22 protein-coding genes are annotated in these 23,804 nt (G+C 65.7%); 12 read left to right on the top strand and 10 right to left on the bottom strand.

Annotated elements, in window-relative coordinates; translation table 11 throughout:
- Nucleotides 1-59: 59 nt before the first annotated feature.
- From ASE26_RS23570 to ASE26_RS23555, 4 genes are all read left to right on the top strand, one after another.
- Nucleotides 60-1,742 carry a methyl-accepting chemotaxis protein gene (locus ASE26_RS23570; protein ID WP_057247033.1) on the top strand — a complete coding sequence of 561 codons (1,683 nt, stop codon included), beginning with the start codon at nucleotides 60-62 and terminating at the stop codon, nucleotides 1,740-1,742.
- Nucleotides 1,743-1,830: 88 nt separating this feature from the next.
- A complete protein-coding gene (locus ASE26_RS23565) occupies nucleotides 1,831-2,856 on the top strand; it encodes a hypothetical protein (protein ID WP_057247032.1) in 1,026 nt (341 codons plus the stop codon).
- Nucleotides 2,856-4,235, top strand: coding sequence for a peptidylprolyl isomerase (locus ASE26_RS23560; RefSeq protein WP_055925033.1), 1,380 nt, complete (start codon nucleotides 2,856-2,858; stop codon nucleotides 4,233-4,235). The genes ASE26_RS23565 and ASE26_RS23560 overlap by 1 nt, the downstream gene beginning before the upstream one ends.
- On the top strand, nucleotides 4,232-4,795 hold the full coding sequence (locus ASE26_RS23555; RefSeq protein ID WP_055925030.1) for a hypothetical protein: 564 nt from the start codon (nucleotides 4,232-4,234) through the stop codon (nucleotides 4,793-4,795). The genes ASE26_RS23560 and ASE26_RS23555 overlap by 4 nt, the downstream gene beginning before the upstream one ends.
- A 228-nt stretch (nucleotides 4,796-5,023) precedes the next feature.
- Here the strand turns inward: ASE26_RS23555 and ASE26_RS23550 are convergent, their stop codons facing one another.
- Complete coding sequence (locus ASE26_RS23550) at nucleotides 5,024-5,860, bottom strand: hypothetical protein (protein WP_055925027.1); 837 nt, start codon at nucleotides 5,858-5,860, stop codon at nucleotides 5,024-5,026.
- Complete coding sequence (locus tag ASE26_RS23545) at nucleotides 5,860-7,206, bottom strand: amino acid permease (RefSeq protein WP_055925024.1); 1,347 nt, start codon at nucleotides 7,204-7,206, stop codon at nucleotides 5,860-5,862. The genes ASE26_RS23550 and ASE26_RS23545 overlap by 1 nt, the downstream gene beginning before the upstream one ends.
- A gap of 148 nt (nucleotides 7,207-7,354) precedes the next feature.
- Here ASE26_RS23545 and ASE26_RS23540 point away from each other — a divergent pair, with 148 nt between their 5' ends.
- Together ASE26_RS23540 and ASE26_RS23535 are read left to right on the top strand one after the other, a co-directional pair.
- Complete coding sequence (locus tag ASE26_RS23540; protein ID WP_057247050.1) at nucleotides 7,355-8,719, top strand: MBL fold metallo-hydrolase; 1,365 nt, start codon at nucleotides 7,355-7,357, stop codon at nucleotides 8,717-8,719.
- 8 nt (nucleotides 8,720-8,727) lie between these two features.
- The gene (locus tag ASE26_RS23535) at nucleotides 8,728-9,750 is read left to right on the top strand and encodes a sensor domain-containing diguanylate cyclase (RefSeq protein WP_057247031.1); all 1,023 of its coding nucleotides are present in this window, start codon (nucleotides 8,728-8,730) and stop codon (nucleotides 9,748-9,750) included.
- 3 nt (nucleotides 9,751-9,753) lie between these two features.
- Here the strand turns inward: ASE26_RS23535 and ASE26_RS23530 are convergent, their stop codons facing one another.
- The 7 genes from ASE26_RS23530 to mrtJ are packed head-to-tail and all read right to left on the bottom strand — an operon-like array spanning nucleotide 9,754 to nucleotide 17,557.
- Entirely contained in the window at nucleotides 9,754-10,500 is a 747-nt protein-coding gene (locus ASE26_RS23530; RefSeq protein WP_229207039.1) for a carbonic anhydrase, read from the bottom strand.
- Nucleotides 10,497-12,350: a protein-disulfide reductase DsbD gene (dsbD, locus tag ASE26_RS23525; RefSeq protein ID WP_055925018.1), complete on the bottom strand. Its 1,854-nt coding sequence runs from the start codon at nucleotides 12,348-12,350 to the stop codon at nucleotides 10,497-10,499. Before dsbD ends, ASE26_RS23530 begins: the two co-directional genes overlap by 4 nt.
- A 3-nt stretch (nucleotides 12,351-12,353) precedes the next feature.
- Entirely contained in the window at nucleotides 12,354-13,244 is an 891-nt protein-coding gene (locus ASE26_RS23520; protein WP_229207038.1) for an FAD:protein FMN transferase, read from the bottom strand.
- A complete protein-coding gene (locus ASE26_RS23515) occupies nucleotides 13,238-14,383 on the bottom strand; it encodes a DUF3570 domain-containing protein (RefSeq protein WP_055925016.1) in 1,146 nt (381 codons plus the stop codon). The genes ASE26_RS23520 and ASE26_RS23515 overlap by 7 nt, the downstream gene beginning before the upstream one ends.
- Before the next feature lie 11 nt (nucleotides 14,384-14,394).
- On the bottom strand, nucleotides 14,395-14,613 hold the full coding sequence (locus ASE26_RS23510; RefSeq protein WP_055925014.1) for a DUF4266 domain-containing protein: 219 nt from the start codon (nucleotides 14,611-14,613) through the stop codon (nucleotides 14,395-14,397).
- The gene (locus tag ASE26_RS23500) at nucleotides 14,610-17,195 is read right to left on the bottom strand and encodes a choice-of-anchor D domain-containing protein (RefSeq protein WP_082507077.1); all 2,586 of its coding nucleotides are present in this window, start codon (nucleotides 17,193-17,195) and stop codon (nucleotides 14,610-14,612) included. Before ASE26_RS23500 ends, ASE26_RS23510 begins: the two co-directional genes overlap by 4 nt.
- 26 nt (nucleotides 17,196-17,221) lie before the next feature.
- Complete coding sequence (mrtJ, locus tag ASE26_RS23495; protein ID WP_229207037.1) at nucleotides 17,222-17,557, bottom strand: JDVT-CTERM system glutamic-type intramembrane protease; 336 nt, start codon at nucleotides 17,555-17,557, stop codon at nucleotides 17,222-17,224.
- Between the two features lie 147 nt (nucleotides 17,558-17,704).
- On the opposite strand from mrtJ, the gene ASE26_RS23490 reads away from it, so the two are divergent.
- From ASE26_RS23490 to ASE26_RS23465, 6 genes are all read left to right on the top strand, one after another.
- Nucleotides 17,705-18,280, top strand: a complete 576-nt coding sequence (locus tag ASE26_RS23490) for an RNA polymerase sigma factor (RefSeq protein ID WP_055925007.1) — start codon at nucleotides 17,705-17,707, stop codon at nucleotides 18,278-18,280.
- Nucleotides 18,277-18,924, top strand: coding sequence for a zf-HC2 domain-containing protein (locus ASE26_RS23485; RefSeq protein WP_055925003.1), 648 nt, complete (start codon nucleotides 18,277-18,279; stop codon nucleotides 18,922-18,924). The genes ASE26_RS23490 and ASE26_RS23485 overlap by 4 nt, the downstream gene beginning before the upstream one ends.
- The gene (locus tag ASE26_RS23480) at nucleotides 18,921-20,201 is read left to right on the top strand and encodes a S8 family serine peptidase (protein WP_229207036.1); all 1,281 of its coding nucleotides are present in this window, start codon (nucleotides 18,921-18,923) and stop codon (nucleotides 20,199-20,201) included. Before ASE26_RS23485 ends, ASE26_RS23480 begins: the two co-directional genes overlap by 4 nt.
- Complete coding sequence (locus ASE26_RS23475) at nucleotides 20,159-20,884, top strand: TorF family putative porin (RefSeq protein ID WP_162246528.1); 726 nt, start codon at nucleotides 20,159-20,161, stop codon at nucleotides 20,882-20,884. The genes ASE26_RS23480 and ASE26_RS23475 overlap by 43 nt, the downstream gene beginning before the upstream one ends.
- A gap of 62 nt (nucleotides 20,885-20,946) precedes the next feature.
- Nucleotides 20,947-22,446 carry a thymidine phosphorylase family protein gene (locus ASE26_RS23470; protein WP_055924995.1) on the top strand — a complete coding sequence of 500 codons (1,500 nt, stop codon included), beginning with the start codon at nucleotides 20,947-20,949 and terminating at the stop codon, nucleotides 22,444-22,446.
- Complete coding sequence (locus ASE26_RS23465) at nucleotides 22,443-23,027, top strand: NAD(P)H-dependent oxidoreductase (RefSeq protein WP_055924992.1); 585 nt, start codon at nucleotides 22,443-22,445, stop codon at nucleotides 23,025-23,027. The genes ASE26_RS23470 and ASE26_RS23465 overlap by 4 nt, the downstream gene beginning before the upstream one ends.
- A gap of 2 nt (nucleotides 23,028-23,029) precedes the next feature.
- Here ASE26_RS23465 and ASE26_RS23460 read toward each other — a convergent pair whose 3' ends face one another.
- Nucleotides 23,030-23,773: an ABC transporter substrate-binding protein gene (locus tag ASE26_RS23460; RefSeq protein ID WP_057247030.1), complete on the bottom strand. Its 744-nt coding sequence runs from the start codon at nucleotides 23,771-23,773 to the stop codon at nucleotides 23,030-23,032.
- Between the last annotated feature and the right edge of the window lie 31 nt (nucleotides 23,774-23,804).

Below are 23,804 nucleotides of genomic sequence, written 5' to 3'. Positions count from 1 at the left end.
CCAATTGCATGTTCCTGAGGCTGCGATAGTGATTCATTTGCATAGGATGAAATCCCATCATGAAAATCAGCAATCGACTGGTCATTACCCTGGCAATTGCGCTGATCGGCCTGCTGTTTGTCGGTGCCGAAGGCTTTTGGCAACTGCGCGACGCGCAGCAGCGCATGGAGCTGGTACAGACTCGCCTGATCCCGAGCGTCTCAGCCATCAATGCCGCCAAGGCGGCGGTCAGCGACAGCCGCCTGGCCGGTTACCGCCTGTCGGTGTTTTCCAACCTGCCGGACAAGACTGCGCTGGACAAGGCGTACAACGACGCCCACGCCAACTTCGACAAGGTGCTGGCCGACTACGCCAGGAACAATGTGTTCGATGAGACCGACCGCAAGATGCTGGAGCAGGACAAGGCGGCCATGGAAACCTACCGCCTGGCGCTGGTGCCCTTTATCGCCGCTGCGCACGCGGGCGATATGGACGGCGTGCGGGCCACGCTGGTGGCGGGATCGCCGCTGGCGCTGGGCGCGGCCGGCGTCAAGAAAAGCCTGGACGACCACGTTGCCTACAACCAGAAGCTGATCGAAAAGGTCAAGGCCGACAGCGATGCCGATTACTCGAAGGCGCTGACCATCCTGGTTGCGGTCACCGTGGCGGTGCTGCTGATCGTGGCGTTCATGGGCTACAAGATGTACCTGGTGATCACCGGCGGGCTGGACCGGATGCAGGGCACGATGGAAGACGTCAGCTCTTCGCTGGACCTGACGCACCAGGTCGAGGTGGAACGGATGGACGAAATCGGCCATGCCGGCGCGGCTTTCAACAAGCTGCTGGGTGAGATCGGCGGCGTGGTTGGCACGGCCCGTTCGGCGGCGGATGCGGTCAGCACGGCGTCGCGCCAGATCGCGGCCGGCACCGGCGACCTGAATAACCGCACTTCGGCGCAGGCGGCGGCGTTGGAGGAAACCGCCTCCAGCATGGAGCAGCTGACTTCCACCGTGAGCCAGAACTCGGACAATGCGCGCCAGGCCAACCAGCTGGCGCGGAATGCCTCGCAGATCGCGGTGCAGGGCGGCGAGGTGGTGAAGGAGGTGATCGACACCATGGCCTCGATCAACGCTTCTTCGCACAAGATCGTGGACATCATCAGCGTCATCGACGGTATCGCGTTCCAGACCAATATCCTGGCGCTGAACGCCGCCGTGGAAGCGGCACGCGCCGGCGAACAGGGGCGCGGCTTCGCGGTGGTGGCGACCGAGGTGCGCAACCTGGCGCAACGCTCCTCCGCAGCGGCCAAGGAAATCAAGACGCTGATCGACGACAGCGTGGAGAAGGTCGATTCCGGCACCCAGCTGGTGGTACGCGCGGGCGACACCATGAGCGATGTGGTGGCCAGCGTGAAGCAGGTATCGGACATCGTGGCGGAAATCAGCGCCGCCACCGCCGAGCAGAATGCCGGCATCGCCCAGGTGCACCAGTCGATCACTTCGATGGACCAGGTCACGCAGCAAAATGCCGCGCTGGTGGAAGAAACGGCTGCGGCGTCGCAGGCCCTGCAGGACCAGGCCGAAGTGCTGGCCCGTGCGGTGAGCGCATTCCGCATCGGCGCCGCCCACCTGAAAGCGGCGCCGGTGTTGCGCAATGCCAGCAGTGCCGGCAGCCGCGCCGCTTCCACGGCCGTTGCGGTGCGCCCGCCACGGCAGCGCAAAGTCGCCAGTGCCACCGCAGGCGACGAGTGGGAGCAGTTCTGAGTTTTGTTAATATTTTTAGAATACTTTTTCATCTGTCCGTCATAATTTGACGCTATCGTCTGGACTCTTTTCAACCAGGAGACACCAGATGAAACTGAGCACCATCGCTGCCAGCCTCGCGCTGGCAGCATCCGCAGTAAGCCTTCCGGCCCACGCATGGCAGCAGGAGACGCACCGTCGTATCGTGCTGGACGCAGTCAATTACATGAAGGCCAATCCTGGTAGCACCAACTACAACAAGCTGCTGGCCGGCGTGACGCGCGCCGGCTACACGATGGAGCAGTTCGCGGCGGCGCTGGGGCAGGGCGCGTACGACGTCGACGACTTCGCCGACACCTATATCTGCGGCGCCACCACCGGCAACTGCCAGATGGCGCCGGTGTGGGGCGCGGGCGCCAGCATCGTCAAGTACACCACCTTCTGGCATTTCCAGAACCACACTGGCGGGCGCGACGTGCACGGCAATCCCTTCGGCGGCTATAACTACGCCAAGATGACCGTGGCCGGCGACATCGACAACCTGGCTGCGAGCTGGCTGTATGGCGATTACCTGGACGACGGCGCCGGCGGCCTGAAAGGCTGGTTCGGCGACGGCAGCAAATACAACGCCTACGGCATCACCGAGGCGCACTACCGCCTGGGCGGCTATTCCACGCCCTCGATGTATGCCGACTTCGAAGCCGCGCCGTTCCAGCCGATCGACAACCTGGGCCAGTACTGGTTCTCGCAATTCCTGGCGCAGCCGACCGCGCAGTCGCTGGGCTTCGTGCTGCACACCACAGACCTGCTGCAGCCGCACCACACCTGGACCACGTCCGCGCACGACCACTCGGGCTGGGAGCAGTGGGTATACGACTACTACGACAGCGAACGCCTGAACGACTCCGCGCTGGTGGCGGCCGCCATGGCGGATTTCACACCGGTGTCGACCAGCGGCAACGATATCCGTCCATTGCTGACGCAAGGCGGCACCTACTCGTATGCCAACGGCGGCATTGTGCTGTCCTCGAATGCGCACGGCGACCGTGTCGTGGTCGGCAAGAAGATGATTCCGCACTCGATTGCCATGGTGGTCCACGTACTGAACCGCGCCGCCGAGCGCCTGGCCAACTGATGGCCGCCCGCCACCGCGCTGCCTTGGCCGTGCGGGCCGCCGTCTCCGCCGCGGTTGCCGTAGCCGCCGCGCTGGCCGGCGCCCACGCGGTGGCGGGCACCGCCGCGACAGATGCACCGCGCACCGCCGCTGAAGCGGTCCATGGCGCTGCGGTCGCCGCCCGCATTGACGGCGAGCCGATATACAGCTTCACCCTGGACACCTTATGGCAGCAGCTGCGCGCCGGCAAACCGTCGCTTGAGCGGCGCGCCGCGCTGGACGACCTTATCCAGGTCCGCCTGCTGGCAGCGTATGCAAACGCCCCGGCGCCGAAATCGGAAGCCAGCCTTCCGGTAGCCTTCGCCCCGGACGTCACGCTGGAAGAGCGCCTTGTCGCAACGCTGCGCGAAGTGTATGGAAAAGAGGTCGATGCCGCAGTCAAGGCGCTGCCTGGCGCCACGCTGGAAAGCCTGGTTACCGCGCAGCCGCCCATGCCGCAGCCGGCTCTGGAAGCCATCTTCGGTCGTCCCGGCCCGCTGAGGCTTGAAATCGCGTTGACCCCGGAGCAGCAAACCCAGGCCGGTGCAATCGACGTCCTGCGCTACCAGCTTCCAGCTGGCGAACCCGCGCATGTCACTTTGTACGACGTGTATTACCGCCAGAACGTCCAGGGGCGCCTGGCGCTGTCGCAGCAGCCCGCCAGCGTCGCAGCCGCGCAAGCCCGCCGTATTGTTGCCAATGCTTTTGTCCTGCACTGGGCCAGGCAGCGTTTCGGCGCCGAAGCAGTGGCCGACCTGCGCCGGGCGATTGCCGACGGCGAGGCCGTGGTGACGCTGCAGCACCTGTACGGCGTCGGCCTCGACACCGACTCCGGCAGTGTGCTGCTGAATCGCCTGTCCAGCGAAGCAAGCCCGCAAGAAATCGAAGCCTTCTACACCCAGCACAAGGACCAGTTTGCCCGCATCGACAAAGTCCGCGCCCGCCACATCCGCGTGGCTGACGAAGCGCAGGCGCAGCGCGTGCAGAAAGCCCTGCAGGGAGGCGCCGACTTTGCCGCCACCGCCCGCAAGATGTCGCGTGCGGCCGACGCAACCAAGGGCGGTGACCTGGGCTGGATCAGCGCCGAAGGCAGCAAGGACTGGCTTGCCAGCCTGGCCTTCAGCCAGCCGCCCGGCCAACCTTCGGCCCCGGTCCGCGCCCCGGTCGGTCCGAACGAACCCGCCTACTGGGAAATCGTGCTGGTAGAAGAACAGGTGCAAGGCTCCCACCCGCTGCAATCGGAAACGGTGCGCTACCAGGCCAGCCGCATGATCGCTTTGAAGAAAGCCGCGCGGCAGCTGGGCGAGATGATCGAACAGGTGCGCGGCAAAGCGCGCATTGAAATCACGGAGGCCATATGAAACGCTGGCAAGGTGCCGCAGTGATCGGCGCGATTGCCGCCGCAGTCGTAGGTCAATGGTACGCCGCCAGCGCTCGCGAAACGGCGCCCGTCGGCGATGCCAGTGCCGCCGCGCCGCCCGTACCTGACGCGCCGCCCCCCGCGCCGCGCCCGCCGGTGGCCGGCGAACCGGCTACGGCCGAGGCGGAAAACAGCGACGGCGACGGCCTGCGCCGAGTCCCCATCGCGCCGGTCGACACCAGCACACCCGCCTGGCTGCCGCTGGCGCAAGCCCGCGAATCCGGCGACCCCCGCACACCGCCAATCCAGCACGACGCCCCGACCGAACACCCTGACGCCAGCGTCCTGGCCGACCCGCAAGCCTACGCCGCCCACCAGCTGGCGCAAAAGCAGCGTCTGGCTGCCGCCTACGCGCAAGCAGCAGTTCCCGAACTGGCCCGCCTGCAGTCCGACCTCGAGCAAGGCCGTGAAGCCGGCGTACCGCCCGAAGAACTAGCCAAGGTCGCCGAGAAAATCCGCCGCATCGAACAGCAGCGCCAGGCCGCCGAAGCAGCAAAATGAAAGTCGGGGTCAGCTCCGGCAATCAGACACGGCCTCAGCCGCGCTTTTGCCAACGCCGACTCCGCTACCATTGTCCATTACCGATACGNAAAATCCGCCGCATCGAACAGCAGCGCCAGGCCGCCGAAGCAGCAAAATGAAAGTCGGGGTCAGCTCCGGCAATCAGACACGGCCTCAGCCGCGCAGCGGCTGAGGCCGTGTCTGATTGCCGGAGCTGACCCCGACTTTTTAAGTTGAAGCTAGTGCTCTCGCCAGCGGCTTGATGACTTCGTCGTCCGTCCAGTAGGCGGTGTGGGACAGGGGATTCCAGCTTTTGGTCATGAAGTCCAGGATGCCTTGGCCGGCGTTGACTACGCGGTCTTCGACCAGCGTTTCGTAGCCGCCTTCCAGCGGCTGCAGCGGCCAGCCCAGGGCGTCGTCCGGGTCGTACAGGTTGAGCCAGGTGAAGCCGGGATTGGGCTTGTTGATAGGCTTGACGTCCATGCGCTGGTGGGCCGAGACGAATACCGGGATGTTGCAACCGGTCGTGACGAAGGTGCGCACCGTGCCGCATTGCAGGAACTTGCGCTGTTCCGCGCTCAGGCTGTCGGCCATGCGGCCCGCTTTCCAGATCCCGGCTGCGACCAGGCCACCGCCGGCGCGTTTCTGCGCGTCGTAGATAAAGCTGGACATCACCTGGCAGCCCAGCGAATGCGCCAGCAGCACGATCGGCGTGTCCGGCCCACTGGTGGCAAGAATCGCCAGCAGGGCGCGCGCGATCTCCACCTGCGCCTGCTCGTAGACGGAGTTGTCGTATTCCTTGCGGTTTTCCAGCCCAGCTGCGTCGGCAAAGCCGAACAGGATGAATTTGCGCAGCTGCTCGTAGCGCACCGTGGCGCGCTCGCGCGTGCGGTTCCATACGTCCAGCTCATTTGGCTTGAGCAGGTGCTGGTAGTACACGCCGTGCACGTCGACGTTGGCAAAGGCTGCCCCCATGCGGTGCGACAGCGCGCGCCGCATGTCGTCGGCATAGTCGAGCGGCTGCTCGCCCATGCCGTGGATGGTCAGGAGTGCAACCTTGGACATTACGCGGCCGCCTTCTCGGGAACGCCGCGGAAGCGGTAGCCGATGAACAGTGCCAGCAGCCATACGGGGATCAGGTACACCGAGATGCGCAGTCCTTCGGTCATGTACATGATCACCAGGATGCCCGCCAGGAAGGCCAGGCACAGGTAGTTGGTGAGCGGGTAGCCCCAGCTCTTGAAGCCTGTCTCAAGGCCTTCCGCTTGTTTCTGGGCGCGGAAGCGCAGGTGGATCCAGCTGATCATGCCCCAGTTGATCACCAGCGAAGAGACCACGAGCCCCATCAGGAAGCCAAATACTTTGCCCGGCATGAAGTAATTCAGCAGCACGCAAATGCCGGTGGCAAGGGCCGATACGCCCAGCGCCGCCAGCGGCACGCCACGCTTGTTTACGCCCAGCAGGGCCTTCGGCGCATTGCCTTGTTTGGCCAGGCCGTACAGCATGCGGCTGTTGGAGTAGACGCCGCTGTTATATACGGACAACGCCGCGGTCAGCACCACGACATTCAGGATATTCGCGACCCAATTGGCGTTCAGGGCGTGGAAGATCATGACGAACGGGCTGCCACCGGTGACCACTTTCTGCCACGGGTACAGCGACAGCAGCACGCCCAGTGCGCCGATGTAGAAGATCAGGATGCGGTAAATGGCCTGGTTGGTCGCTTTCGGGATGGTCTCGGCAGGGTTGCTGGCCTCCGCTGCGGTAATGCCCACCAGTTCCAGGCCGCCGTAGGAAAACATGATGACGGCCATCGCCATGACCAGGCCCGAGACGCCGTTCGGGAAGAATCCGCCCTGTTGCCACAGGTTTGCAACGGTGGCTTCCGGACCTGCGTTGCCGGAGGCCAGCAGGTAGGCGCCGTAGACGATCATGCCAACCACGGCGACCACTTTGATAATGGCGAACCAGAATTCCATCTCGCCAAAGGCGCGCACATTGGACAGGCTGATTGCATTGATGACCAGGAAGAAGGCCAGGGTGCTGATCCATGGGGCGAGGTCGGGGAACCAGAACTTCATATAGATGCCCACCGCCGTCAATTCGGCCATGCTGACCAGCACATACAGCACCCAGTAATTCCAGCCCGACATGAAGCCCGCCATATGCCCGCAGTATTTGTCGGCGAAGTAGCTGAAGGAGCCGGCGACCGGCTCGTCGACCACCATCTCGCCCAACTGGCGCATGATAAAGAAGGCGATGAAGCCGGCCACTGCGTAACCAAGCAGCACGGAAGGCCCGGCCAGCGTGATGGTGTCCGCAATGCCCATGAAAAGGCCCGTGCCGATGGCGCCGCCCAGTGCGATCAGCTGGATGTGGCGGCTCTTCAGGCCCCGTTTCAGTTCTGTCATGTATGGCGTCCTGGTGTGGAAATGGTCAAAGGCCCTGATTCTACATCTTCGCAAGGCAACAATGTCTTTTTCGCACTGCCGCATTTTGCGATACTTCTCTTTGACCTGGATCAAATATTTTGTGCGCCGCCTTGGATATGCTGCAAACATGCTCACAATTAAATTCCTTGGTGCCACCGGTACCGTCACCGGCTCCAAATACCTGTTGCGCAGTGGCGACGAACAGGTATTGGTGGATTGCGGCCTGTTCCAGGGCTATAAGCAGCTTCGCCTGCGTAACTGGGAGGCTTTTCCTGTGCCGCCGGACTCGATCAGCGGCGTGGTGCTGACCCATGCCCATCTCGATCACAGCGGCTTCCTGCCGGTGCTGGTCAGCGCCGGCTTCCGCGGCAAGGTGTACTGCACGGAGGCGACGCGCGACCTGTGCCGGATCCTGCTGCCCGACAGCGGCCGCCTGCTGGAGGAAGAGGCCTTGTATGCAAATCGCCACAACTTCTCCAAACACAAGCCGGCCCTGCCCCTGTATTCGGAAGCCGATGCGCTGCGCGCGCTGGAGCACCTGCAAGTTGTCCCGGTCGGCCACGAGTTCTCGCCCGCTCCGGGCATGGTGGCGCGCCTCCAGTTGGCCGGCCATATCCTGGGCGCCGCTTCGGTCTCGGTGCGCTGCGCTGGCCGCACCGTGATGTTTTCCGGCGACGTCGGGCGCCCGAACGACCCGATCATGCGCCCGCCCACCGTGCTCGGGAAATGCGATTACTTGGTGGTGGAATCGACTTACGGCGATCGCCGCCACGACGCGTCGGACCCGAGCGGCAAGCTGGCCGACATCATCAGCAAGACGGCAGCGCGCGGCGGCGTGACCGTGATTCCGTCTTTTGCAGTGGGGCGGGCACAGGAACTGTTGTATGAAATCTGGAAACTCAAAGAGTCTGGCGCGATCCCGGCGGCCTTGCCGATATACCTGAACAGCCCGATGGCGGTGGATGCGACGCGGCTCTACATCAAGCACCAGGGACAGCACCGGCTCGATGAACGCAGTTGCCACGCCCTGGGCCATGTGGCGCACATCGTCAACAGCGTGGAAGAATCGATGGCGCTGAACCGGCGCCAGGTGCCGATGGTCATCATTGCCGCCAGCGGCATGGCCACCGGGGGCCGCGTGCTGCACCACCTGAAATCCTTTGCCGGCGATTCGCGCAATACCATCCTGTTTGCCGGCTTCCAGGCGGCAGGCACGCGCGGGGCCCGCATGCTGGCCGGCGAAACCTCGGTCAAGATCCACGGCGAGTATTATCCGGTGCGGGCGCGCGTTGAACTGATCGGCAACCTGTCGGCCCACGCCGACGCCGATGAAATCCTGGGCTGGCTGTCGCATTCATCGGCCACCCCGCGCCAGGTGTTCGTCACGCATGGCGAGCCGGCGGCAGCCGATGCGCTGCGCCTGCGCATTGCGGAGCAGCTGCAATGGCCGTGCCGCGTGCCTGACTATCTGGAACAGGTGGTGCTGGAATAGGGGATGCCATGGCGGCGCTGCTGGAAATCTCGCTGGCCGCACTGTGCGGCGCTCTGCTGGCTGCGGCGCTCACTGCATGGCTCATGTTTCGCCATGTTGCGAGCATTTCACGCCTGCTGCGCCAGCGCATGCGCAGCGCCGCAGCGCGCGAGCACCTGGTGGCCAAGGTATTCGATGCGACGTCGGAAGGCATCCTGGTGGTCAACCGCGACATGCGTATCGTCGAAGCCAACCGCGCTTTTGCCGCCATGAGCGGCTATGCACGCCATGAGCTGCTTGGACAGCATCCGCGCATCATGCAGTCGGGCAGGCAGGACCCGGAATTCTACAAGGCCATGTGGCAAGGCTTGCTGGGAACCGGCCAATGGCAGGGCAAGGTGTGGGACAGGCGCTCCGACGGCTCCTTGTTTGCGGCGCACCTGACCCTGAGCGCGGTGCGCGATGAGCGCGACAAGGTGCAGCACTACTTCGGCCTGTTCACCGATATCACGGACGAATGCGCGCGCCAGGAGGAGATCGAAAAGATGGCCTTCATGGATCCGCTTACGCGCCTGCCGAACCGGCGCCTGATGGAGGACCGCCTGCAGCAGGCGCTGTCCTTTGCCGCGCGCGCGGAAAAGCTGGTGGCGGTATGCGTCATGGACCTGGATGGCTTCAAGAACGTCAACGATACCTTCGGCCACGAGGCGGGCGACGCGGTGTTGGTGGAAGTGGCGGGACGCCTGCAGCAAGTGGTGCGGGCCAATGATACTGTGGCGCGGCTGGGCGGCGATGAGTTCGTGCTGCTGCTGGCGGGCCTGAACGATGTCGCCGAAGCCGAGGAGATCCTGGAACGGGCGCTGGCGGCAGTACGTGCCCCGGTGCGGCTGGCGCATGAACAACCGGCGCTGGTATCGGCCAGCATCGGGCTGGCCGTGTTTCCCTATGATGCGCAACTGGCGGAAGACCTGCTGCGGCGCAGCGATGCGGCCATGTATGCCGCCAAGCGGCAGGGACGCGATCGCTGCAAGCGGGCGCAAGCCCGCTGCTGAGCCTTACAGGCTTTCCTGCACCGTGCGTCCGTTCAACGGCTGGATCGGGCGGGCGTTGTGCTTGTAGACGTGGGCGAATCGCTTCAACTGGGCGGCCGACATTTCAACCGGCGTTTTCAGCACGAACCAGTTGACTTCTTCGCTGCAGGGCGGGGTGGTCAGCGAGCCGGCGAAGTTGTAATAACCCTGGGTCGCTGGCAGCAGCTTGCCGATATCGATGCTCACGCCGGAGACTTCCTGCGCTTCGCCTTTTTCCTTCGGCAAGGCATCCCACAGGGTCTGCACCAGCGGGTTCTCGTGGCCCTTTTGGAACAGCACGGCTACCACGGCCAGCTTGCCTTCCGCGTTCTTGTGCACCAGGTGCGCCACCATCGGGTAGCTGCGGCCATTGATCTTCTCTTCGCTTGGCTTATGGAAGTGGAACTGCAGCAGGTCGTAGCGCTTGCCGTCAATGGTGACGCTGCTGCCCGCGGCGTAGTTCACCTGAATGGTGTGGCCGTTGTCGAGGATCTTCAGCGGCGACGGGCTGTAGGCGAATTCCAGCGCCGGCAGCTTGGCTTTGCTGGTCTTGCGGATGTCGATCGGCGACTGGTTGTGTCCCAGCTTGCAGGTGCTGAAGTCCTGTTCCAGCGCGGCCCAGTTCTGCGGGCCGGTGGCGCCTTCATAGCTCCAGTGCGCCGGCGTGTTCTCGGCGTAGGCTGCCGCAGGCAGCAGCGCGGCGCAGAATAGGAAGGAGAGGGTGCGTTTCACTGAGTGGTCCTTTCAGGGCTGTTAGCCGCCAGTTCCAGGCGGCGCAGGAATTTTTCGGGTGGCTGGTAGCCGATGATGCGCGCCTGGGTGACTTCGTTGCCGCCGGCGTCGAACATGACGATGCCGGGCGGGCCGAAAAGGCTGAAGCGCTTCATCAGGGCGCGGTCTTCTTCGCTGTTGGCCGTGACATCGGCTTGCAGCAGGTGCATGTCCTGCATCGCGGCTTGCACGCGCGTGTCGGTGAAGGTGAGGCGTTCCATCTCCTTGCATGAGACGCACCAATCGGCGTAGAAGTCGAGCATGACGGGTTTCTTCGCAGCGGCCAATGCCTGGTCAAGATCGGCCATGGTGCGAACGCGGGTGAAACGGGGTTCGGTATTATGTGCCTGGCCTGCACCCACGGCGGCAATAGTAGCACCGTTTCCGGCGCTGCGCAGGTGTGCCAGCGGCTGCAGCACGTCGCGTCCGGAACTTGCCGCGCCGACCAGTTCGAACAGGCCGCCAAGCAGCATCAGCACGCCGAGCGCCTTGGTTGCGTAGGCGCCGGCGCCGGCGCCCTGCGCGACAGCTTCACCGACGCGCAGGAAGGCGGCGCACAGGATGGCGAAAGCACCCCAAAGCGCCATGCTGGCGGTTACCGGCAGCACCGGGTTGACCATCCAGATTGCGACTGCGATGAGCAGCAGGCCGAAGACCTTTTTCACATGGTTCATCCAGGCGCCGGCGCGCGGCAGCAGGCTGCCGGCCGACAATCCGGTCAACAGCAGCGGAACGCTCATGCCGCAGGCCATCGCGAACAGGGCGCCGGCGCCGACCAGGGCGTTGCCGGTCTGGCTGATGTAGAGCAGCGCGCCGGCCAGCGGGCCAGCCACGCAAGGGCCGACGATCAGTGCCGATACGGCGCCCATCACGAACACTGCGGCCAGGCGGCCGCCGGACAAATTGCCGCTGGCGTTGCTCAGGCGAGTCTGCAGCGCGCTGGGCAACTGGAGCTGGTAGACGTCGAACATCGACAGTGCCAGCGCGACCAGCAGCGCGCCGAAGGTCATCAAGACCCAGGGCTTCTGCAGCGCCCCCGCCAGGCCCTCGCCCGCCAGTCCCGCCGCCACGCCCAGCGAGGTGTAGACCAGGGCCATGCCCAGGCTGTACGCCACCGCCAGCAGCAATCCGCGCTTGCGCGTCACCTGCGCCTCGCCGACGATAATGGAGGACAGGATCGGCACCATGGGCAGCACGCAAGGCGTGAACGACAGCAGCAGCCCGAATACCAGGAACGCCGCCCCGATGCGCCATGCGCTGCCGCTTTGCAGCGTGCGCTGCGCCAGTGAAGTGTCGTCCTCCAGCGCCGGTGCCTGCGCAGCCGGGGTTGCGCCTTCAGTAGCCGTGTTGGCGAGCTGGCCCGGTGGATCCTCGGGCAGCGCCTTCAGCACGCCCGGCTGCGCCGGATCGATGCGGTAGCGGCGTTCCACCGGCGGATAGCACAGCCCGGCATCGGCACAGCCCTGGTACCCGACCAGCAAGGTGCCGGCAGTACGCCCCTGCCAGGGAAGTTGCAAAGCCAACGACCCCGCATACGTCTCCATCTCCTTGCCAAAATTCTCGTCATACTTGCGTTTCCCGCTCGGCAGAAGCACCGGTACTGCCGCCCCATCGCTGCGCAAGGAAATGCGGTCACGATAAAGGTGGTATTCCGGTGCGATAGCCCAGTGCAGGGCAAGCTGTCCATCTGCCTTCAGTTCCGCCCGCAAGTCAAACGCGCGCTCCGGCGCCAGGAAATCGTCCGCCAGGGCAGGCCCGCCCACCACGGAAGCCAGCAGCAGCGCCGCCAGCCATTGAATCAGGAACTTCATTATTCACCTCCGAAAAATTCGCCCTTCCTGGTCAATCGCCAGGAAAGACAAGCCAGATTGCTCCAGGAATTCCAATCCATCCCGCTGCAGCAGCATGGCGGTGGTACTGCAGCTGCCGGCGGAAATGGCCATCGGCGACACCACGCTCACCGAGCGCCAATACGACACCGGCATGCCGTTGCGGGGATCGAGGATGTGGCAATAGCGCCGTCCATCCGCCTCGAAATAGCGCTCATAATCGCCGCTCGTCGCCAGCGCACCCCGGGTGAAGGGGACGCTGGCAACGGTGGAGCGCGTATCGCGCGGATGCTGGATCCCGATGCTCCACTCTTCGCCATCCGGCCGAGGGCCCAGGAAACGCATGTCGCCGCCCAGGTTCACATAGCCATGCTGCACACCCTGCGCGCTGAGGATCTCCGCCGCACGGTCAACGGCGTACTCTTTGCCGAACCCGCCGAAATCGAGCTCCATGCCGGCCCGGGACAGCATCACGCTGCCGCCTTCCCGCCGCACCTGCTGCCAGCCAACCAGCGGCAACAGCTGCTCCAGCGAGCGCGGCGACGGCACGGTCCCCATACGGAAGTCCCACACCTTGCGCAGTACGCCGGAAGTGATGTCGAAACGCCCGCCGCTGCTGCGATACACTGCATCCGCATACTCCAGCAGCGCCAGGGTCTCGTCATCACAGGCAACCTCGGATACGCCGGCCGCCGCATTGATACGGCTCACGATACTGTCGGCGCGATAGCGCGAGTATTTGGCTTCGATCCGGCGTACTTCGTCGAGCGCCGGTTCTGCCAGTGCCCGCGCTTCGGTGCAGGTGGCTGCGGCCAGCCGGATCTCGCAGCGGCTGGCCATCGCCTGGAAGTCGATCGTGAATATCGGGCTTACCACTGCCGTGTCACTCCAATTTGCAGGCTGACTGCCCGCATTGGCGCCAGCCCCGGGCTGCCGCTGCCAAACAGGCGCCACACCGCGCGCTGCTCGTAGCGCTCCACTTTGAAGTCGACCGCCCAGTCGCGATTGAGCTGCTTGGCCAGCTTCACGCCCAGCGTGGCCGCGCCGAAGCCGGACAGGCGCTGGTCGGCCGAACTGGCTTGCGGGCTGCCGAATACATAGCCAGGCGGGAAGGGTGCGCCAAGCTGGCTGTCGTACACCGGATCGAAATAGAAGTCGGCCGCACGCTGCGTGTACAGCCGCACGGCAGGCGTGACAGTCCAGCCATCGCCCAAACCCTGAACCCATTCGGCACCGAGGGTATGTGCGCTGATGCCGTAGCTGTCGCGGTAATAGCGGTAACTGAGCCTGCTGCTCGCGCCGAGTGCGACGAATCGGTGGTTCCACTGCAGCAGGGCCGTATCCTGTCGCCGCGAATCGGGCCGCTTGTCGGCCAGCTTGTACGGATCGGAGTAATAGCCATGCCCCTGCGTGTGGGTCAGCGTGAACTGGCCGACGTCAACCGGCGTCAGCACCCGCGTCACGCCGGCCAGCACGCTCACGGTCTGGCGCCCCGCATCCTGCACGATATGGTTGACAGGATCGATGCTGTCATCCGAACCGCCCAGGCCAAAGTTCCAGGTGGTGTTCTTGTCCTCGCTGGAAAGGGATGCCTGCAGCGACAGTGCGCGCGACACGTAATCATGCTCAGTCGAATACGCCGCCGAAACGCTGACCGTGCCGCGCGGCAGGTATCGCGTGGCGGTCACATCGCCCGCTTTGCGCAAGTCGTCCATGCGCGAAGCCCCGGAGACGGCCGTGTGATAGCGCGGCGAGGCGCCGGAAACGTCGTCCACGGTGGCGCTGGCAGCCACCGACCATTCACCGGCGATGGGCGCCAGCACCGACACCGCCGGTGCATGTACGCGTACACGGTCGAGGCCCGGCTGGTCTTCCTTGTAGTACAGGTATTTCACGCCGATGCTGCCCCGTTCCGGCGGCGTCTCTGCATGCACGGCGCCAATCCCCGGCAGCAGCAGGGCTGCAGCCAACAGGGCCTGGCCGACCGGCACGCCGTTGTGTGGTTTGTTATCCATGTCGATCCTTGTCAGTTGCAGCCGCAGCCGCCGCCGCCCACGGCACTGCCGCCGGAAGCAGCTTCCTTGCTGGTGTAAATGTGTTCATTGAAGCGCGTCTCCAGGCCGTCGCCCTGGATCAGCATGTCGGTGCGCGACAGCTCGCCTTTCTCCCAGGGCTGCACGGGTTTCAGGGCACAGCCGGAGAGAGCGGCCAGCACGGCGCTGATTAGCAGCAGGCGCGCGCTCATTGCCGCGCTCCCAGCGCAGTCTTGATGCGCGCTTCCAGCACGGTGCGATCGGCAGGACGGAAGCCGCTGTGCTCATACAGCACTTTCCCGTCGGGCCCGATCAGCACGCTGCTGGGCATGCCTTTCACGCCATAGGTGCGCGGCGCCGTGCCGTTCGGGTCGAAGGCGATCACGAAGCTGGCAGGGGTGGCGTTCAGGAAGCTGCGCGCGTCATCGGTCTTGGCATCGACATTGATACCGACCACCTGCAGGCCCTGGCCACCGTAGCGGGCCTGCATCTCGTTCATCCATGGGAAGGACTGGCGGCAGGGACCGCACCACGAGGCCCAGAAGTCGATGTACACCAGCTTGCCCTGGTAGTGCTCCAGCTTGACGGTGCCGGCCGGTCCGCTCAGCGAGAACGCGGGAGCAGCCTGGCCCGGCTCCAGCGCCATGGCCTGGCCGGCGACTGCCAGCGCGGCTGCCGCCGCCAGCAAGTGCGCCTGGCGGCGGCGCCACAGCAGCACGCCGGCAGCCAGTACCACCAGGATGGCCAGCATCGGGTCATTGCCGCCGCTGATCGACGAGCATCCGCCGCCGCCGCTGTTCTGCGTCGCGCCGGCAGGCGCTGCGCCGTTCGAACCCTGGCCGCTGAGGGCGACCTGCCAGCTTGCGCCGCCGGCCTGCAGGGTCGCGCTGCCGGTTGCGCCGCCTGCCGCAGTCGGGGTAAAGCGCACTGGCAGTTCGCAGGAAGCGCCGGCTTGCAATGTCAGCGGGAAGGCGCCGCAGGCGTTAACTTCACCAGTCGCAAGCGCAAATGGGCCGCTGAAAGCCAGCCCGTTCAGTACCAGCGCAGCGGATCCGGTGTTGGACAGGGTGAAGCGCTTGACCAGGCCGGCGCCGCCGGCGGCAGTGCTGCCAAAGTCGAAGGCTTGCGGCGCCACGCCGAGCGTAGGCGATGGCGCGGGGACTGCGCTGGCATTGCCGTTCAGGCGCACGGTGAGTTGGGCGCCGCCGTCGGTCACCAGCAGCATGTCGGCGTTACGTACGCCGGCTGCAGCCGGCTTGAAGGTGGCGTCAATCGTGCAGCTTGCGCCTGGGCTCAGCGTGGCGTCGGCGGCGCAACTGCCGGCCAGTGCGAAGTCGCCAGGATTGCTGCCGCCGAGAACCAGCGACGCTATTTTCAAAGCACCGGTGCCGCTATTTGTCAGCGTATTACGTTGTACGGCCGATTGTTGCCCCACCTGGGTATCGGCGAAGGCCACCGGGCCGCGGTTGCTCAAAGCCGGACGCGCCACTGGCAAAGTGGTGCCGGAGCCGGTCACTGCCAGCGACAGGTCGGCGGCGTTGGAGCGTACCAGCAAAGTGCCTGCCACATCGCCCGTCGCCGCCGGAGCAAACGCCAGTGGCACCGTGCAGCTTGCACCAACCGCCAGGCTGCTGCCGCAATCGCTGCCGCTGGCGATCGTGATGCCCGGCGCGCCGTTGACGGCGATGCTGCTGATGGCCAGCGCCACATTGCCTCGATTGTCCAGGGTAACTTGCTGCGCCAGCGGCGTGGCGCCAATGGTCCACAGGCCGAAGGCGACCGCGCCCGGGTTGGCACCGATGGCAGGTGAAGGGGCGGCCGCGTTGCCGGACAGAGTGAGCGTCACGTTTGCGTTACTCGCGTTCGATGCCAGGTTCAAGCTGGCTGCAAAGGCACCCGCCGCGGTTGGCAGGGCTTGCAGCACGACGGTGCAATTGGCGCCGGTTGCCAGTGGCGTGCCGGCCGCGCAAGTACCGCCCAGCGTGAAGTAGCCGGCCTGGGCGCCGCTGACGCCGATGGAGGAAAAGTTCAGGGCAGCCTGGCCGCTATTGCTCAGTGTAAGCGTGCGCTGGGAGGGGGCGTTGACCAGCAGCGCGCCATAGTCAAGCGCCGTGGCCGATAGCGACAGCGTGGCCTGGGCCACCGCGTTGCCGGTGCCGGAAAGCGCGACGCTGCTGGAGCCGCCGGTGGCATTGTGGCCCACGGTCAGCGCGCCGCTGCGGGCGCCGCTGGCGCTCGGGCGGAACACCAGCTGCACGGTGCAGTTGGCGCCTGGCGACAGGGCTGAATTGGATGCGCAGCTGCCTCCCGTGACACGGAAGTCGCCGCCGTTGCTGCCGCCAACTGCAATGCTGCCGATGTTCAGCGTTGCCGTGCCGGTGTTGGATAGCGTCGTGGCCAGTGCAGCGCTGTCCTGCCCCACGGTCGCGCCGCCGAACGAAAGCGTGGCCGGGGTCACGGATGCCGCCGGCGCCGCGCTCACGTTCGGGTTGCCGATGAAGGCCGCCAGGTCAGCGATTTCGGCGGCACTGAATTTCCCGTTGTAGAGTGTGCCCATGCCGCCTTTATTGGCGGCGAAAGCGGAGCTGATCACTGACGGATTATTCGCTGCTGCCTGTATGTTGCTGACGTTATTGGCCGGTGACGCGCTGTGGCAGGCGGCGCAGCTGGTGCCGCCGGAGGTTGGACCGTTCAGGTAAAGGTTCTTGCCGTTCAGGGCATCGGCAGCCTGCGCGAAATGCGCCGCCTGCACCAGGCCTAATGCCAGCGAAGCCCAAAGTCGGTGATGTTTCATTGCTGCTCCCGTGGTTGGTGAGTTGTTCAAGCACACATCGACAGGGCCCAGGCATTGCATGCACTGTGCAGCAGGGCGCACAGCCGCCAGTCGCGCCAGCGCTGGTATGCCAGCCCGAACGCCAGGCCCGGCCCGAATACCAGCGCCGCCGCCAGCGTCCCGGAGCCCAGGTGCAGGGCGCTGAATGCCGCTGCGCTGGCCAGCACGGCCAGCGTGGCGCCATAGCGCGGCGCCAGCCATGCATGCAGCCCGGCGCGCACCACCCATTCCTCCAGCAGCGGCGCCAGCACCAGCAAGCGCAGCATGGCGGCCAGGTCGGGCGAAAGCAGGGCGGGGCCGCAGACGGCAGTTTGAGCGAACACAGGTGCTGAACATTCTGTCAATGTTGTTACGGTCAATACCGGCGCACGCGAAAATGGTTCAAAATCAGGTGGGGAAATATTTTTGAAGATTCTTTGAACCTTTTTGCTCCCGCCGTGTATTCACGGGCGTAAAAAGGAGAAAAGTGCATGCGATTTGGCAGGAGGGCGGGAGTGACAGGCGACGTGGACGACGGTGCGCTGATACGGCTGGTAGGGGGCGGCGATCGCCTGGCCTTCCAGGCCCTGTACCGCGCCTACTTCCCGCGCCTGGCCCGTTTCCTCGACCGCATGACGCGCAACGTGCCGCTGCTGGAAGAAATCGTCAACGACACCATGCTGGTGGTATGGCAGAAAGCGTCGACTTACGACGGCAGCAGCAAGGTTTCGACCTGGATCTTCGGCATTGCCTACCGCCAGGCCCTGAAAGCCCTGCGCGGGCTGGACGAGCCTCTGGAGGAGGCGCCGGACGTCGCCGGTGAAGAGTGGCACGAACCCGAGCACGCGCTGGCTGCGCTCCAGCTGCAGCGGGGAGTCGGCCGGGCCCTGGACGCCTTGCCGCTGGAGCAGCGCGCCGTAGTCGCCCTGACCTACTATCACGGCATGGCCTACCAGGAGATTGCTGAAACCATAGGCTGCCCGGTAAATACCGTCAAGACGCGCATGTTCCATGCACGCCTGCGCTTAAAGGACATGTTGTCCGACCATATGGAAGAATCAAGATGAACATGCAAGACCCATCGAACGTTGCGGAGCACCAGGACATGCAGGCACTGCTGCCCTGGTATGCCGCCGGCTCGCTGGCCGACGGCGAGGCAGGACGCGTGCAGCGGCATTTGCGCGATTGCCCTGCATGCCGCGCCGAACTGGCCTGGCAGCGGCGCCTGATCGAAACGGCAGCCCCGTTGCCGGCCGGCCTGGATCCGGAGCGCGCCCTGGCGCGCCTGATGCCGCGGCTGGAGCAGGCGCCGGCACCTTCGCTCCAGCCGGCCCGCTTCGCCGGTGCTTTGCTGGACTGGCTGCGCGGACCCGGCGACTGGAAGGGCTGGGCCATCGCGGCGCAGGCCCTGGTGATCGTGGTGCTGGCGGCGAATATGCTGCCGTCCGGCTCACCGCCCGAGTACAAGGCGCTCGGCAGCGCGCCCGCGGCCACGCCGGACGTGCTGCTGGTGTTCAAGGCCGATGCCAGCGTGCAGGACGTGCAGCGGTTGCTGAAAACACCTGGCGCGCACCTGCTTGGCGGCCCGACTGCCACCGGAGCCTGGCTGCTGGATGTCGAACCGGCGCGCCGCGCCGCCGTGCTGGCGGCCCTGCGCGCCGATCCCGCAGTTGAATTGGCCGAAGCGCTGGCAGCGGAGGGCAAGCAGTGAGGCGTTGGGCTGCATCGATCGTTTGCACGCTGTGTGCTTTGGCCTGGATACCGGGCGCGCAAGCGGCCCAGGCCCAGCCCGCGGTTGCCGCTGCGGCCGCCGCGGCCGCAGCAGAAATCCTCGTCATGCTGCACCTGCCGGCGCCGCACTTCCGGGCCGACGGCTACAGCGGCGCCAGCTACCGCGATGACTCCGGGCGCCAGGCGCGCCAGCGCATCGCTGCCGCACTGGCGCGCGAGCATGGCTTGCAAATGATGGAAGACTGGCCGATGCCGGCGCTGAACGTGGACTGCTTCCGCATGCGCCTGGCAGCAGGCCAGGATCCGGCCGCGGTGCTGGCTGCGCTGTCGCGCGACAGCCGCGTGGCGTGGGCGCAATCGATCCAGGACTTCAGCGCGCAAGGCGGTGCCGGTGCAGCGGGCGTGTCGGGCGACCCGCTGTACCGCGTGCAGCCCGCCGCCGCGCCCTGGCAGCTGGAACAGGTGCGCAAATCGGCCACCGGCCGCAAGGTGCTGGTGGCGGTGATCGACAGCGGTATCGAAACCAGCCATCCCGACCTGGCGGGGCAGGTCACAGTGCAGGAAAACTTCGTTGACGGCCAGTCTTACATAGCCGAAGAACATGGCACGGCGGTAGCAGGCGTCATCGCTGCGCGCGCCGACAACGGCATCGGCATCGCCGGCATCGCGCCGGAGGCGCGCCTGATGGCCCTGCGCGCCTGCTGGCAGGCGGACAGCGGCACGCGCTGCAACAGCTTCACGCTGGCCAAGGCCCTCAACTACGCCTTGCTGCACAACGCGCAAGTCATCAACCTGAGCCTGTCCGGCCCGCCGGACCGCCTGCTGCAGCAGCTGGTCGGCGTGGCGCAGGTGCGCGGCATCCGCGTGGTGGGCGCGATCGATCCGGCGCGCAGCGATGGCGGCTTTCCGGCCAACAGTCCCGGCGTGTTCGCCGTCGCCGCCGACGATGCACCGCACCACGGCGCCCAATGCCTGCTCGCACCTGGGCGCGACGTGCCGACCACCATGCCTGGCGCGCGCTGGGGCATGGTTTCGGGATCCTCCTACGCCGCCGCACATGTCAGCGGCATGCTGGCCCTGATCGGCGAACTCAAGCCGCAGCTAAGCAGCGAGCGCCTGCATGAGGGCATCGTTCGCAGCAATGGCCCCGCACCGTTGACGGGGATAGATCTTTGCGCCACCATCATGCGCATTACCGGTAAATGTCCCTGCGCATGCCCCAACCCTTCCTCCGACAACCTGGCACGATCGCCCTGACCGGGCTGGCCTGCATCTTCGCAGCGAGCGCACAGGCACAGGTAAGCGGCAGCGCCGGCATTGTGTCGGACTATATGTATCGCGGCATCTCCCTCAGTTCCGGCAAGCCGGCAGCGCGGCTCTCGCTTGACGTCGATGGCGCCAACGACTGGTTTGCCGGCGGCCAGGTGGTCAGCGGCCAGCTGGCGCCGCAATCGCACCGCAACGCACAGTGGCTGGGGTATGCCGGTTATGCCGAGCGCCTGCAATCCGGCCTGTCGTGGGAGGCCGGCCTTTCCGCTTACGCCTTCCACGGCGCCCCGGATTGGAATTTTCGCGAGCTGTTTGTCGGCATGTCCTTTGAAAACTACTCGGCACGCCTGCATTATTCACCCGACTATCTCGGCTTCCGCGAACGCACGGTGTATGCTGAACTCAATGGCGGCGCACCGCTCGCTGCCGGCTGGCGCTACTTCTGGCGCGGCGGCTACCTGGCCGCGCCCGGCAATGCGGCCACCAACCGCGCCGAAGGACGCATCGGCGTCGGGACGGCCCTCGAAGGCTGGCAAATGCAGGTCTCGCTCGATACCGCGCGCCTGCGCCGCCAGGGCGCAAGTTCCGGTGGCGGCTACGGCGGCTACACCGTTGCACCTTCCAGCAAGGTGCACAGCAAAGTGGTCCTGGGTCTGGCACGCAGCTTCTGAAATTGATCCAGGTCATTCCGGGCGCCGCGGCTATCGCTTAGGCTGGGCGAAAGGAGTGAACCATGGGATACGCACTACGTGCCAGGCGGCTTGGCATCGACACCTACCAGCAGCCGGTGGCCTATATGCGGCGCGACTGCAAGGTATGCCTGGCCGAGGGCTTTGAAGCGCAATCGCGTATTGAATTGCAATGCGGCGGGCGGACCGTCGCCGCCACGCTGAACGTGGTTGATGGCGGCCTGCTGGATGAGCAGGATATCGGCTTGTCCGAGGCAGCCTGGGAAGCGCTGGGCGCGGCGCCGGGCGCACCGGTCAGCGTAAGCCACCCGGCGCCGCTGGCTTCTTTCGCGGCGGTGCGCGGCAAGATCCACGGCCGTCCGCTGGACGATACGGCGGCGCAAGCCATCATTGCCGATATCGCCGCCGGCCGCTATCCGGACATCCACCTCGCCAGCTTTATCACGGCCTGCTCCGGCAACCGCCTCGACCTGGCGGAAACCATCGCCTTGACGCGCGCCATGGCGGCGGCGGGCCAGCGCATGCACTGGCCATCGCAGGTGGTGGTGGACAAGCACTGCGTCGGTGGCCTGCCGGGCAACCGCACCACGCTGCTGGTGGTGCCGATCGTTGCGGCCTGCGGCATGACCATGCCGAAGACGTCCTCGCGCGCCATTACCTCGCCGGCAGGCACGGCCGACACCATGGAAACCCTGGCACCGGTCGCGATCGGCATCGACGCCATGCGCCGCGTGGTGCAGCAGGAAGGCGGCTGCATCGTGTGGGGCGGCAGTGTCACCCTGAGCCCGGCCGACGACGTGCTGATTCGCGTCGAACGCCCGCTGGAACTCGATAGCGATGGCTTGCTGGTCGCTTCGGTGTTGTCGAAGAAGCTGGCGGCCGGCGCCAGCCACGTGCTGATCGACATACCGGTCGGCCGCACCGCCAAGGTGCGCTCCGAACAGGCCGCGCAGCAGCTGGCGGCGCGCCTGGAAGGGGCCGGCCAAGCCTTGGGCCTGGCGGTGCAATGCGTGCTCAGCGACGGCAGCCAGCCGGTTGGCGTCGGCATCGGCCCGGCACTGGAGGCGATGGACGTGCTGGCGGTATTGCAAGGTGCGCCCACTGCGCCGCAGGATTTGCGCCAGCGCGCACTGGCCTTGGCTGCAGGGGTGCTGGAACTGGGCGGCCGCGCTGCTCCCGGGCAAGGCATGCTACTGGCCGCGCAGACCCTGGATTCCGGTGCCGCCTGGGCCAGGTTCCAGGCCATCTGCGCAGCGCAAGGCGGTATGCGCCAGCCACCGGTTGCTGCCTGCACCCATGCGCTGGAAGCACGCCATGCCGGCCGTGTGATCGCCATCGACAACCGCAAGCTGGCCACCCTCGCCAAGCTGGCCGGTGCACCGCGCGCCGCAGCCGCAGGCGTGCGTTTCTTCGCGCCGCTTGGGAGCAGGCTGGAAGTGGGGCAGCCTGTCCTGTCGATCCATGCCGATACACCGGGCGAACTGGCTTACGCGCTGGAATACGCCGAGGCCCAGAGCAACCTGGTTACGGTGGAAGACGCATGAGCAGGATCCTTGTCATCCAGGGCCATCCTGATCCGGCCGGCGGGCATTTGTGCCATGCGCTGGCGGAAGCCTACGTCGACGCCGCGCGCGCGGCAGGGCACCAGGCCGAGATCGTCACGCCGGTCAAACTGGATTTCCCGATGCTGGCCAATGCGCACGAGTGGGAAGAGGGCGAATTGCCGCCCGCCCTGGCGCCGGTAAAGCGCAGCATCGCGGAAGCACGGCATATCGTGATTTTCTATCCGCTCTGGCTGGGCGACATGCCGGCCAGCCTGAAAGCCTTCCTGGAGCAGGTGGCGCGGCCAGGTTTCGCCCTGGACCGACAGGCGAGGAACCCGCTGCATGCCGGCCTGCTCGCTGGCCGCAGCGCACGCGTGGTGGTGACGATGGGGATGCCGGCGCTGTTCTATCGCTGGTACTTCTGCGCCCACAGCCTGAAGTCGCTGGAGCGCAATATCCTGAACTTCGTGGGCATTGCGCCGGTGCGCAAGACGCTGGTCGGCGGCGCGGGCAAGATGGATGCCACGGCGGTGGCGGCGTGGCGCCAGCGCATGCAAGTGCTGGGCGCCAAGGGCATCTGAGGCTAGCGGCGCGGCGTGTCGCTGCGCGCCAGGATGGCGCGGTTCAGGCGCTCCATCGTTTCCGCCGGCACGTCGCGGCTGCAGACGACGTAGCGTTTCAGGCCGGGCGGCATGTCGGCGAAATCGATCAATACCAGTGACTGGAGCTCAGGGAATTTGAGCCGCAGATAGTTCCAGTCTTCGCGGTCGACGAACAGGTAGTCGGCGCGGCCGAAGGCCACCATGCGGAACATGGCCGAGGTTTCCACCGTCCTGCGCATGATCCGGTTTTTGCTGGTGCCGATCAGGGCATCGAGTTCCGGGCCGTAGGAAACGCCATCGATCACCGCCAGCGTCAGCGATTTGTCGGAAAGCAGGGCCTGCAGGTTCTGGTGGGCCCTGATACGGGCCGCCACCGCCGGCACGGCCAGCACGGCATGCGGCAGGTCGGCATGGACCGGCACCGAGTACTGCGCCACTGCCTCGCGCTCAGGCAGCCGGTACCAGCTGATGGAGCAGTAATTCGGCGTGCCGTGGCTGAACTGGGCCCAGATGCGCTTTTGCGGCTCGTTGACGAATACCGCAGGCACGCCGGCAGCAGCGAAGACCTGTTTGGCGCGTTCCAGCATGAAGCCTTTCGCGACCTTGTTCTCGTCAAAGTAATAGTAGGGCGGTTTCTCGCGCCAGGCCACGGTTAACGGCGCTTGCGCCAGCGCGCCCGCCGTGCTTCCCGCCGCAACCAGCCCGATTAAATATTTCTGCCACATGCAGCCATTATAATAGGACGAAGCCCGCAGA

The organism is Duganella sp. Root198D2 (genome assembly GCF_001428585.1).
In the GTDB taxonomy this organism is placed as follows: domain Bacteria; phylum Pseudomonadota; class Gammaproteobacteria; order Burkholderiales; family Burkholderiaceae_D; genus Rugamonas.
Note: the sequence above shows the minus strand (reverse complement) of the source record. Positions and strands in the feature narration are given on the sequence as shown.